The 12473-nt window shown below is 41.1% G+C and carries 13 protein-coding genes; 11 read left to right on the top strand and 2 right to left on the bottom strand.

Translation table 11 applies throughout. From position 1 onward, the window contains the following. Positions 1-55 precede the first annotated feature (55 nt). The 4 genes from FJ709_RS14945 to FJ709_RS14930 are packed head-to-tail and all read left to right on the top strand — an operon-like array spanning position 56 to position 3165. Positions 56-1294, top strand: coding sequence for an SAM-dependent methyltransferase (locus FJ709_RS14945; protein WP_226410817.1), 1239 nt, complete (start codon positions 56-58; stop codon positions 1292-1294). A 55-nt stretch (positions 1295-1349) separates the two neighbouring features. Next, positions 1350-1901 carry a DUF2878 domain-containing protein gene (locus FJ709_RS14940; protein WP_226410816.1) on the top strand — a complete coding sequence of 184 codons (552 nt, stop codon included), beginning with the start codon at positions 1350-1352 and terminating at the stop codon, positions 1899-1901. A gap of 32 nt (positions 1902-1933) precedes the next feature. Then, complete coding sequence (locus FJ709_RS14935) at positions 1934-2584, top strand: chalcone isomerase family protein (protein ID WP_226410815.1); 651 nt, start codon at positions 1934-1936, stop codon at positions 2582-2584. Beyond that, positions 2581-3165: a DUF3833 domain-containing protein gene (locus FJ709_RS14930; RefSeq protein ID WP_226410814.1), complete on the top strand. Its 585-nt coding sequence runs from the start codon at positions 2581-2583 to the stop codon at positions 3163-3165. The genes FJ709_RS14935 and FJ709_RS14930 overlap by 4 nt, the downstream gene beginning before the upstream one ends. Before the next feature lie 147 nt (positions 3166-3312). Here FJ709_RS14930 and FJ709_RS14925 read toward each other — a convergent pair whose 3' ends face one another. Next, entirely contained in the window at positions 3313-3657 is a 345-nt protein-coding gene (locus FJ709_RS14925; RefSeq protein WP_226410813.1) for a DUF3634 family protein, read from the bottom strand. A 258-nt stretch (positions 3658-3915) separates the two neighbouring features. Here FJ709_RS14925 and FJ709_RS14920 point away from each other — a divergent pair, with 258 nt between their 5' ends. Next, the gene (locus FJ709_RS14920) at positions 3916-4086 is read left to right on the top strand and encodes a hypothetical protein (RefSeq protein ID WP_226410812.1); all 171 of its coding nucleotides are present in this window, start codon (positions 3916-3918) and stop codon (positions 4084-4086) included. 85 nt (positions 4087-4171) lie between these two features. Here the strand turns inward: FJ709_RS14920 and FJ709_RS14915 are convergent, their stop codons facing one another. Next, positions 4172-4486, bottom strand: coding sequence for a hypothetical protein (locus tag FJ709_RS14915; protein WP_226410811.1), 315 nt, complete (start codon positions 4484-4486; stop codon positions 4172-4174). A 588-nt stretch (positions 4487-5074) separates the two neighbouring features. Here FJ709_RS14915 and dnaK point away from each other — a divergent pair. The 6 genes from dnaK to dapB all read left to right on the top strand — a co-directional run bounded on the left by dnaK (position 5075) and on the right by dapB (position 12302). Further along, complete coding sequence (gene dnaK / locus FJ709_RS14910; protein ID WP_226410810.1) at positions 5075-6994, top strand: molecular chaperone DnaK; 1920 nt, start codon at positions 5075-5077, stop codon at positions 6992-6994. A 124-nt stretch (positions 6995-7118) separates the two neighbouring features. Then, positions 7119-8249 (top strand): molecular chaperone DnaJ, encoded by a 1131-nt coding sequence (dnaJ, locus tag FJ709_RS14905; protein WP_226410809.1) that lies wholly within the window; start codon positions 7119-7121, stop codon positions 8247-8249. Between the two features lie 178 nt (positions 8250-8427). Next, positions 8428-9687: a DEAD/DEAH box helicase gene (locus FJ709_RS14900; RefSeq protein WP_226410808.1), complete on the top strand. Its 1260-nt coding sequence runs from the start codon at positions 8428-8430 to the stop codon at positions 9685-9687. Positions 9688-9860: 173 nt separating this feature from the next. Continuing rightward, on the top strand, positions 9861-10667 hold the full coding sequence (locus FJ709_RS14895) for a M48 family metallopeptidase (protein ID WP_226410807.1): 807 nt from the start codon (positions 9861-9863) through the stop codon (positions 10665-10667). An 89-nt stretch (positions 10668-10756) separates the two neighbouring features. Beyond that, the gene (locus FJ709_RS14890; protein WP_226410806.1) at positions 10757-11374 is read left to right on the top strand and encodes an FKBP-type peptidyl-prolyl cis-trans isomerase; all 618 of its coding nucleotides are present in this window, start codon (positions 10757-10759) and stop codon (positions 11372-11374) included. A gap of 112 nt (positions 11375-11486) precedes the next feature. Continuing rightward, positions 11487-12302 (top strand): 4-hydroxy-tetrahydrodipicolinate reductase, encoded by an 816-nt coding sequence (gene dapB, locus FJ709_RS14885; protein WP_226410805.1) that lies wholly within the window; start codon positions 11487-11489, stop codon positions 12300-12302. Positions 12303-12473 lie beyond the last annotated feature (171 nt).

The raw sequence follows: 12473 nt of genomic DNA, 5'->3' as shown, positions 1-12473 counted from the left end.
AGCCCTTAATATTATAAATTTGAAGCTAATTTTTTAATTAGAATGGAGTGCCAGCATGGATAATGCCGCAACCGTTACAAGTATTGCTCAAGCTACGTTATCAGACAGTTTTGCTAAAAAGATTTTATTACGAGCACTGGCTCATCTAGCTGAAGGGCAATTAACGATTGTTGATGCGTCACAATCGCATGTATTTGGTCATCCAGAAAGCGACATTCACGCCACCATGCAAGTGTTACACCCAGGTTTTTATCGTCAGGTAGTATTTGGTGGTTCAATTGGTGCAGGTGAAGCTTATATTCAAGGTCATTGGTCCAGCCCTGATTTAACTAAAGTGGTGCAAATTTTTGCCAGAAATTTAGCTTTGCTTGATAATATTGAACGTTACTTTTCTTGGTTAAGTAATGGGCTAAACCGCGTTAAGCATATATTTAATCGAAATTCTCAAGCCGGTTCAAAACGCAATATCTTAGCCCATTATGATTTGGGTAATGATATGTATCAGCAGTTTTTAGACCCAGAAATGATGTATTCTAGTGCGATTTATCCAGCAAGTGATGCCAGTCTAGCTGAGGCGCAATTGCACAAGCTAGATACCATATGTCAGCGTTTAGACTTAAAACCAGGGCAAACCTTATTAGAGGTAGGCACTGGATGGGGCGCCCTGGCAATTTACGCTGCTAAGCATTATGGCGTGTTAGTGACTACAACAACTATTTCAGATGCGCAATACGATTACGCTTTATCTCGGGTTAAAAGTGAAGGCTTATCAGACAAGGTCACCTTGTTAAAACAAGACTACCGTGAACTCACCGGGGTATATGATCGCGTGGTGTCAATTGAAATGATTGAGGCAGTGGGGCATGAGTATTTACCGGGCTTTTTTGAAAAGCTACAGCATATGCTTAAACCTGAAGGGCGTTTATTAATTCAAGCCATTACCATTGCCGATCAACGCTACAATAGCTATCGCAAAAGTGTTGATTTTATTCAGCGTTATATTTTCCCTGGTGGCTGTTTACCCTCGATCAGTGAAATGTCCCGTCATATCGCCAATAAAACCGACATGGTTATTTGGTCATTAGATGATATAGGTCTTGATTATGCGCGCACTCTAAAACATTGGCATGATAATTTTGATATGGCCAAAAGTACCATTACCAAACTTGGATACGGTGATGATTTTATTAGAATGTGGAAGTTTTACTTAAGCTACTGTGAAGGTGGTTTCTTAGAGCGCGCCACCAGTACAGTGCATTTAACCGCGGTAAGACCTGGCTATCGAAAAAGCTAATATTTTGCTTGTTAGCTAACTTGTTCAGATTACGTATTATATAAATGAGGGTGTCATGAAAAAATCTGTTTCATCCTCTTCAAGGCTTAGTTTAGCTGAACCCGTTGTAGCTAATAAAACAACGGCTTTTAAAAAATTACTGCTGAACGCGGTTAGCTTTCAAGCGATATGGTGGTTGGGGGTCTTATATCAAAACCAGTTTATCTTAGTATCATTGATGCTGATTGGATTACATTTTCTATTAGCTGATAACAAAAGAGCCGATGTAGTAATTCTGCTTACTGTTACAGCCCTTGGTGTTGCTGTCGATGTTGGGTTAACTTATTTTGGTGTATTTGTTTTTGCATCAATACCATGGTGGTTATTACTGCTTTGGGGATATTTTTCACTGACATTAAATGCAAGCTTAGGTTTTGCACATAAATTCAACCTGCCTGTTCAAGTTATTATTGGTGGTGTCTCTGGCTGTTTAAGTTACCTTGCCGGGGCAAAGTTTGATGCCGTAATTTTGCCTTTGGGGATGACTCATTCAGCTATTATTCTCGCGGTGATCTGGTCAGTACTATTTCCCGTATCACTTTATATAGCGGTGCGGTTGTCACGATAACTGTGCTATGTACGCTTACAGGGTAGGTAAATATGTCAAGTATAAGTAAGCTTGCAAATTTTGTATTGATACTGAGCGCAGCGAATATGGTTTATGCTGAAGATGTCAATAAAGTTACAGGTTTGGCTGTTAAGGCACTAGGCGACGCTAACATTAATCAGGCTAGTTTAAGTCACACGGCGGCATCAGATTTAATTAAAACCACTGAATCGCTTAAATCACAATCTGCTGGCAAACAGTTTATCTTGCCGCCTCTTGTCCAAGTTGGCGAGGCTGATTTAGATGTTTTGTGGTTTGATGTTTACTTAGCCAAATTATACTCAGTTGATGGCACTTATCAGCCCCAGCAATTTCCAATTAAATTAGCCATTCAATATCACCGCGATATAAGTGCAGCAGAACTCATTGAGGCAACTACTGAGCAGTGGCAAGCTAATGGGTTAACAGAATCGGAGATTAACCGTATAAAAAAGCATTTAACCCTTTCCTGGCCTGATGTTAAAAAGAACGACACACTTAGCTTTATTATCCACAATGATAAACAAGCCGAGTTTCTGTTTAATGATAAGCCTTTCTATCAGCTAGAGGATGCTGAGTTTAGCGCCGCTTTTATTGGTATTTGGTTGTCTGAAACCACAACTAAGCCTGATTTACGTCAACAATTAATTGGAGCAACTCAATGATTAACCCTTCATTTTTGAATACGTTTTGGGGTAAAGCTCAATCATCTGTTAAAGCCTTAGCCGTTATTACTGTTTGTTTTAGCTTGTTTTCTTGTTCGTCCGCTTCAATTGAAGATTATGCAGGTACAACACCTGAGTTAAATTTGGTTGATTTTTTTGACGGTGAATTAACCGCTTCGGGCATAGTGCAAGATTTTTCCGGTAAAGTGACACGAAAGTTCACCGTGACAATGGAAGGCAGCTGGCAAGATAGTCCACAAGGCAAGCAAGGCGAACTTAAAGAATGGTTTATTTATGATGACGGTGAAAAGCAAACACGGATTTGGTATTTAACCGATTTAGGTAATGGTCAGTTCGAAGGCCGTGCAGATGACATTTTAGGTGTGGCTACAGGCGAGGCTAATGGCAGCGCACTTAGATGGCGCTATGATATGAAGCTCATGGTGGATGGTACTGAATATCAAGTTGAATTTGATGATTGGATGTTCTTAGTGGATAAAAATACCATTATTAACAAAAGCGATATCATTAAATTTGGTATGACAGTGGGCACAGTCACATTAGTGATTCAAAAGCAGTAATTGGGATTATTCAAGCTATCGATTCTGTTACAACACTGACACTTAGTGTCACTTTTCTAGACTCAGTATCACTTTCCTAAAATAGTGAGTTTTAATCATTTAGACAACAATGTCTGCTTATTCACTATTTTAGGTTGTGTCATCTGCTTAGCCTTTTAACTTACTGTTATCGACTTGTTTGCGGTCATAGTATTCAAAGGGAAAGACATTGCGAATTTGCTGGGTGAGATCATCACCTATGTTGGCAGAGACATGCAGCCTTACTTGATTATCTCTTTCTGCTCTTATTGTGCAGGTCAGCTTATGCTCTTTGGCAAAGGAGCGACATTCTCGCTCAAATTTCTCTGGAATTTTACCTTTATGTCGATTTAATCGACCTTGCTTAAAGTGCATTTCAAATAGTGTTAACCCTTTCTTGCCTGAAAAAATCAGCTTGTAGGCAATGAAAAAAAACACGCCAATAAATAAAATCTTTAATAACGTTTCTACCATATCGTGCGTCCATTAATCTTTGTTATTTATATATTAAAGATACGCCCGATTTGTTTCGGTGCAATCTTTTTTTATCAAAACGTGAGTCGTAGCAAAATTATTCCATGGGTGAGTCGTATGGTTGAAAAAAACTCATGTTACAGTTTGGTTACGGTTGATGTATTTTTAGTCTACACTCTATAATTCAACTTATTAGTGGCAGATGTAAGTTGAATTCAAACTAGTTAAATGGATTGTTATTTTATTAAGGATAATGTCATGTCGATATCAAATGCTAAGCGTTGGAACGAGTTATGTGAATTGCAAATTACTATAATGGGTAATCTTGCTAATCGGTTCCCTGAACGTCGTGAAAACCTCGAGTCAGTAGCGAGTGGCTGGAAAAGTATTCAAAAACAGTTACAACAAAATAAAACCCCTGTGTTATGAGTTGTACTGTGTGGGTATTGCATTAAGTCGATGTTCACATCGACTTTTTTATTGATTTTTAATGGTCAACTACCTCAAGAGGTAATCATGAAATACTTGCCTGACTAAGCTCCTGGTAAGTGATATATAGCCAAATACCTAAAAAGCAGAGCATCATCAGTAGTGCGACAATACGAAGTGCTTGGGCGTATTCGGTAACATAAGTGAAGTAACGTTGCTGAATCGCATTTGTCAAAAAAGTCCCCACTAAAGAAAAAACACACAAATACATGGCAGCATATTGAGTTGAGCTTGAGCCATTAATTTTTTCATAGAGCAATAGTAGTGCAACTGAAGTCAGTACTATTATGCGAAAACGACGCTCCGCTTTATTCGATAAATTCCATCTAGGCAGTCCCATTGCCATCGCTCCTTGTATTAAAGTCCATTTACATCAGTACACAACCCATCAGGCGATATTAGTCGCTAACGCTAAGTTAACCGTACTGATATATAGTTATAGCTGGTCGTTTTTTCAACTACAAGGTTCATCTAAAATATAACGACAGGATGTTCCAAGTAATGACGGAAATGCGAGCAATAATCCTGTGCCGCTAAAAAGATGAGCAGTTAGCGCTAAACCCTAAATTTTTCATGCTAAAACATTACCTTAAAGCACAATAGTAAGTATTTTTTATTTTCTAGATTTCACCTTTGATTATTGGATGTTTTTTAGTTCATTACAGTAGATATACCTATTCGAGCATGGTGTGTTTTATTGAGTATTAGCAGATATTGTTGTCATTAATATTAGCAAAGCGGCATAAATTTTTTCACTTCCCCTTGTAAATGAAATTTGCGCCCCTATATAAAGTGTTAAGAAAGATTTGGGCGATATATAAGTCAAGGTTATTAAGTTAACAGATACTTGAAAACCGTTTGGCTTACCCCCATATCCATACCAGACAACAAATTTACTGACGAATAACGTCAATTTTCGGAGGACCTCATGGGCAAAATTATTGGTATCGACTTAGGCACAACAAATTCATGTGTGGCAGTCCTTGATGGCGGCAAAGCACGCGTACTTGAAAACGCAGAAGGCGATCGTACAACACCTTCTATCGTTGCTTATACCGATGATGAAACAATTGTAGGTTCGCCTGCAAAACGCCAAGCAGTGACTAACCCTGCTAATACATTCTTTGCTATTAAGCGTTTAATCGGTCGTCGTTTCAAAGATGACGAAGTTCAACGTGACGTTGATATCATGCCTTTCAAAATTATCGCTGCAGATAATGGCGATGCATGGGTTGAGCAACGTGGTAAAAAAATGGCTCCACCACAGGTTTCTGCAGAAATCTTGAAAAAGATGAAAAAGACAGCAGAAGACTTTTTAGGTGAAGAAGTAACAGAAGCGGTTATTACCGTACCTGCTTACTTTAATGATTCACAACGTCAAGCAACTAAAGATGCTGGCCGTATAGCGGGTCTTGATGTTAAACGTATTATCAACGAACCAACAGCGGCTGCATTAGCTTACGGTATTGATAAGAAGCAAGGCGACAACGTTGTTGCAGTATACGATTTAGGTGGTGGTACTTTTGATATCTCTATCATTGAAATCGACAGCAACGATGGCGATCAAACTTTCGAAGTACTTGCTACCAATGGCGACACTCACTTAGGTGGTGAAGACTTTGACAACCGTTTAATTAATTACCTAGCGGATGAGTTTAAGAAAGACCAGGGCTTAGATCTTCGTAAAGATCCATTAGCAATGCAACGTCTTAAAGAAGCTGCTGAAAAAGCGAAAATCGAATTATCTAGCACTAACACCACTGAAGTTAACTTACCTTACATCACAGCGGATGCAACAGGTCCTAAGCATTTAGTGGTTAAAATCACTCGTGCTAAGTTAGAGGCATTAGTTGAAGACTTAATTCAACGTACTTTAGAGCCATTAAAAGTTGCTTTAGCTGATGCCGATTTATCAATATCAGACATCAACGAAGTTATCTTAGTGGGTGGTCAAACTCGTATGCCTAAAGTGCAAGAAGCGGTTACAAACTTCTTCGGCAAAGAGCCACGTAAAGACGTTAACCCAGATGAAGCTGTTGCTGTAGGCGCTGCAATTCAAGCAGGTGTTCTTTCTGGTGAAGTGAAAGACGTACTACTACTTGACGTAACCCCGTTATCATTTGGTATTGAAACCATGGGTAGCGTAATGACTAAGCTTATCGAGAAGAACACCACTATCCCGACTAAAGCAAGTCAAACGTTCTCAACCGCTGATGACAACCAAAGTGCAGTGACGATTCACGTACTTCAAGGTGAGCGTAAGCAAGCTAGCTACAACAAATCTTTAGGTCAATTTAACCTAGACGGCATTGGTGCTGCACCACGTGGTCAACCACAAATTGAAGTAGCATTTGATATTGATGCTGACGGTATCTTAAAAGTGTCTGCAACTGATAAGAAAACCGGTAAAGCACAAAACATCACCATTAAAGCTAACTCTGGTCTAACCGATGAAGAAGTTGAGCAAATGGTACGTGATGCAGAAGCTCACGCTGATGAAGATGCTAAGTTTGAAGAATTAGTACAAGCACGTAACCAAGCTGATGGTTTAGTGCATTCAACTAAGAAACAAGTGACTGAAGCGGGTGATGATTTACCAGCGGAAGATAAAGAGAAAATCGAAGCAGCAATCGTTGATGTTGATGCAGCAGTGAAAAGCAACGATAAAGAAGCCATTGATAAATCAACTCAAGCGCTTATCGAAGCTTCAGCTAAGTTAATGGAAATTGCACAAGCCAAGGCGCAAGCGCAAGGCGGAGCAGACCAAGCAACTGACGCTGGTAAACAAGACCCTGCTGATGATGTTGTTGACGCTGAGTTTGAAGAAGTGAAAGACGACAAAAAATAATTAGTCACTTTTGATAGCAAAAGCAACTAGTTAATATAAAGCGGGCGTTGAGGCTTACCTCTAACGCCCGTTTGCACAATCATACTTAATCAATTTTAAGCAAACCTTCGAGAAGCAAAACACTATGTCAAAGCGTGATTTTTACGAGGTTCTTGGTGTCAGTCGTGATGTCAGTGAACGTGAAATTAAAAAAGCCTACAAGCGTTTAGCGATGAAATTTCACCCTGATCGCAATCCAGGTGATAAAGCGGCAGAAGCAAGCTTTAAAGAAGTTAAAGAAGCCTACGAAATTTTAACTGATAGCGACAAAAAAGCCGCTTATGATCAATTTGGTCATGCAGGTGTTGACCCTAATCGCGGCGGCGGTCATGGTGGACAAGGTGACTTTGGCGATATCTTTGGTGATGTATTTGGCGATATCTTTGGCGGAGGTCGTCGTGGTGGCGGTCAGCGTCAAGCGGCGCGCGGCAGTGACTTACGTTACAACTTAGAATTATCCCTTGAAGAAGCCGTACGCGGCCTAACCAAGGAACTGCGCATTCCAACATTAGCTGCTTGTGACTTATGTGATGGTAGCGGTGCGAAAAAAGGCACTCAAGCCACCACATGTGGCACTTGTCATGGTCAAGGGCAGGTGCAAATGCGCCAAGGCTTCTTTGCCGTTCAACAGGCCTGTCCAACGTGTCAAGGTCGCGGCAAAATTATCAAAGACCCTTGTAGCAAGTGTCATGGTGAAGGCCGTGTTGAAAAGAGCAAAACATTGTCGGTTAAGATCCCTGCAGGTGTTGATACGGGTGACAGAATTCGCTTAACCGGTGAGGGTGAAGCGGGCGAGTTTGGTGCTCCTCCGGGTGATTTATATGTTCAGGTCAGTGTACGTGAACACAATATTTTCACTCGAGATGCAAATAACCTCTACTGTGAAGTGCCTATTTCATTCAGCAAAGCTGCCTTAGGCGGTGAGATTGAAGTGCCAACACTTGACGGTAAAGTCAGCCTTAAAATTCCTACGGAAACCCAAACTGGCCGCATGTTCCGTTTACGCGGTAAAGGGGTGAAGTCGGTACGTAGCCATGCAGTAGGTGATTTACTGTGTAAAGTGGTGATGGAAACACCGGTTAACTTAAACGATAAGCAAAAAGAGTTATTGCGTGAGTTTGAGGCAACCTTAACAGGCGAGTCAAAAAAACATAGCCCTAAAGCTGAAGGTTTTTTTGATGGTGTGAAAAAGTTCTTCCAAGACTTGAACAGCTAATCGTTATTATGGATCCCTATTAAGGTAGGTTAGATAAATAGGGTTCTAAGTTAAAGGCTGTTTACTTTGGGTAAACAGCCTTTTTTATTGATACTCAATATGCGTATTGAGTTTATTGTTAGCGCGTTATCATTATGACGAATGTTAACTTTAGCCACAGAAAATTAGGCGATACCGCATGGGTTTTTCATTATTTACGCTCAATCCTAAACTCGTTAAATCGTTACCTTCCTTGGTGAGTGAACCTAGTGCAATACAAAAACAGGCTATTCCCGCTATTTTGAGCGGTAAAGATGTACTGGCATTGGCGCAAACGGGCAGTGGTAAAACCTATGCTTTTGGTTTACCCGTATTGCATCGTATTGCGGCATCACAAAGTGGCACATCAGAGTTAAGTCAGCAAACACCCAATATATTAGCCGTAATTATTGCACCGACTAGAGAGTTGGCGGCGCAAGTTTGTCAAAATTTAACCCCATTAGCGCAAGCCGTCGGCTTACGAGTGGATGTCTTATGTGGTGGTGAAGATATAACCCAACAAGTTGAGCGACTAACATCCCCTGCAGAATTAATTGTTGCTACACCGGGGCGATTATTAGCGCTAGCACAGCAAGGTGTTATTCAATTTGAACAGCTACAATGTGTCGTGTTTGATGAAGCTGACAGATTATTAGATATGGGCTTTATTGCCGATATTAATGCGCTACTGGCACTTATGCCTAAAAGGCAAACACTAATGTTTTCGGCAACTATGCCTGCAACGTTAGATGAGTTGGTGAAGACTGTGTTGTCATCATCAACAATACGCTTAGAGGCTAATGCCTTAAATAGCGCGGTAGAAGATATTAGCCAAACGATTTATCACGTCAATAAAGGCAGTAAAGCAAAAATACTGATCGAACAGATTAAGTTGCACCATTGGTCGCAGGTTTTGGTATTTGTTAATGCTAAAGATGATGCCGATGCTTTGTGTCGAAAATTACTTAAAGCGGGTATTAACGCAGCAGCACTGCACGGTGATAAAGATCAAGCGTTACGCAGCCAAACATTGAACGATTTTAAAACCCAGCAACTGAGTGTGTTAGTGGCTACAGATGTAATGGCGCGTGGTATTCATATCGATGCTTTGCCCGTAGTAATTAATTTTGATTTACCAAACCAAGCTGAGGTGTACGTTCATCGTATTGGCCGCACCGCAAGGGCTGGCCTAAGTGGTGTGGCCTTGTCTTTGGTGAGTCACTTGGAATTAGTCAGTTTAGAGGCTATTCGGCAATTAACGGGTCAAGTTCTACCATTGGCTACGTTGGTAGACTTTCCGGTGACAGACCTAGTCACAAATTCGACCAGCAAGCGTGCTCCTCGAGATAAAAAAGCGAATCGGCGCACCGCAAGTAAACGAGGGGCTGGCGATTTTTCTAAAAGAAAATCAGCACAATAAGCGATATTTTTTGAGGCCCAAAACTCAACGACATGTCACGCGGCTATTTGCAAGTCACAATGGGCTGCAAGGACAATTATTTAACGTCATGGTCGTTTATGCAATGCTGGTTTAACATCACCAGAGCGAAAACAGACCCTAGCTATTATTAGTTTAATTTAAAGGATGAAAATATGAAGCAACTCATACTTGCAGCGGCGATTTCAACTTTATTGGTTGGATGTGTTAGTACAAAATCACCCACAGGCAGAAGCCAAACCTTGCTGTTTTCAGATGCTCAAATGCAGCAAATGGGGGCACAGTCTTTTGAAACCATGAAGCAAGACCAAAAAATAAGTAAAGATAAAAACAAAACCGCTTACGTGAATTGCATCGCTAAACGCATTACCGCAGTACTACCGGATCAAAGCCAACAATGGGAAGTGGTATTGTTTGACTCTGATCAAGTGAATGCTTTTGCATTGCCGGGTGGCCATATTGGTGTGTACACCGGTTTATTAAATGTTGCAGCTAATCAAGATCAGCTAGCAACAGTGATGGGGCACGAAGTGGCACATGTATTAGCGCAACATAGTAATGAGCAAGTGTCCCGTGCTCAGCTTACCGGTTTAGGAATGCAGGCTGCTGATGCAGCAATCGGTGCATCGGGTATTGCCAATAAAGATTTATATATGGCAGGGCTTGGCTTAGGCGCTAAAGTAGGCATTATATTACCCTTTGGCCGTAGCCAAGAATCAGAGGCTGATATCGTTGGCCTTGAGCTAATGGCTAAAGCGGGCTTTAACCCAGCACAAAGTATCACCTTGTGGCAAAACATGGCCAAAGCCGGAGGCGCGCAAGGGCCTGAGCTATTGTCAACGCATCCTTCACACAGCAGTCGAATTGAAGACTTACAAGCAGCACAAACTCAAGCGATGCCACTTTATACTCAAGCTAGAAAACAGTCTTTGGCTGAGTGTAAAATCAATGGCTCAAAATAGCCCGATTGTGAGGCTTTTTCACAGCATGGGCGAATTAAATGTGATAGACTCCGTGCAAATTTTTATTTGATCAATGAGAGAAAGAAATTATGTCAGATGTGTTCAGCACAATGGAGCAGCATGCAAGTTATGGTGTAGGTCGTCAAATGGGTGAGCAACTTGCTGCAAATCCTTTTGAAGGAATTGATATCCCTGCTGTTCAAGCTGGTTTAGCTGATGCGTTTTCAGGAAAAGAAAGCCAAGTGTCTATGGAAGACTTGCAAACTGCTTTTACTGAAATTAGCCGTCGTTTACAAGCTGCACAAGAAGCTGCTGCAGAAAATGCAACTGCAGAAGCTGATGCATTTTTAGCTGATAATGCTAAACGTGATGGCGTAACGGTAACAGAATCTGGTCTTCAATATGAAGTACTAGTGCAAGGCGAAGGCGAAAAGCCAACGTTTGACTCAACAGTTCGCACTCACTACCACGGTACTTTCATCAATGGTGAAGTATTCGACAGTTCAGTGACTCGTGGTCAACCTGCTGAATTCCCTGTATCTGGCGTTATCGCTGGTTGGACTGAAGCATTACAGCTTATGCCTGTAGGCACTAAGCTCAAATTATTTGTCCCACATCACTTAGCTTACGGCGAGCGTGGTGCAGGTGCATCTATTCCTCCATACACTGCATTAGTGTTTGAAGTTGAATTGTTAGACATTCTCTAATAATCATAAAAACGCCTAAGATGACTTAGGCGTTTTTGTATATAGCCAATTTTTTGTATTAAGCCTCAATATCAAATGTGAGATGCTGAGTAAGCTTTCACTGGGAGAACATATGACTGCAAAAGTAAGAGTCGCCGTTGTGGGTGCCAGTGGCCGTATGGGTCGCACATTAATTGAGTCAGCTAAACATCAAGAAGTTATCCATCTTGGCGCGGCAATAGAACGTTCAGGCTCAACCTTAATTGGTGTTGATGCGGGTGAACTGGCTGGTGTAGGTTCAATGGATGTTGCTATCACTGACTCATTAGACAGTGTGGCTGATAATTTTGATGTATTAATTGATTTTACTTCACCTGAAGCCTCTATTATCCACCTTGACTGGTGTGCGCGAAATCGCAAAGCCATTGTATTAGGGACAACTGGATTTAACCATGCTCAAAAAGAGCTTATTGGTGCATATGCAGAGCAAACCCCTGTGGTATTTGCGCCTAATATGTCAGTCGGCGTTAACTTGATGTGGAAGTTGTTAGAACTAGCTGCAGAAGTGATGGGTGATTATACCGATATTGAGATCATTGAAGGTCATCACCGTTTTAAGAAAGATGCGCCATCTGGCACAGCACTTAAAATGGGTGAAGTGATCGCCAATACTCTTGGACGCGATCTTGAGAAGTGCGCCGTTTATGGCCGCGAAGGTATTACTGGTGAGCGTTCGCGTGACACCATTGGTTTCTCAACGATTCGTGCAGGTGATTTAGTCGGTGAACATACCGCAATGTTTGCCGATATTGGTGAGCGTTTAGAAATAACTCATAAAGCATCAAGCCGAATGACATTCGCCAATGGCGCAATGCGTGCAGCTTACTGGCTATATGATCAAAATCCGGGTCTGTATGATATGCAGCAGGTCCTTGGACTAAATGATTAAATTAAAAACCACCATTAGATATGGTGGTTTTTTTTGAAAAACCTTTTTCCATGTGTAGACGAAATTACAGTATTCCTGTAAAATCGCTGAAATTTGTCAAAATTTCGTAAAACAGCGGAAATTGGTATCTTAGTGCAAAATAAAATAAAATAATTTCAATGGCTTGGCTCT

Origin of the sequence: Shewanella glacialimarina (assembly GCF_020511155.1) — a bacterium.
In the GTDB taxonomy this organism is placed as follows: Bacteria; Pseudomonadota; Gammaproteobacteria; order Enterobacterales; family Shewanellaceae; genus Shewanella; species Shewanella glacialimarina.
This window is presented reverse-complemented; position numbering and strand designations above follow the sequence as displayed.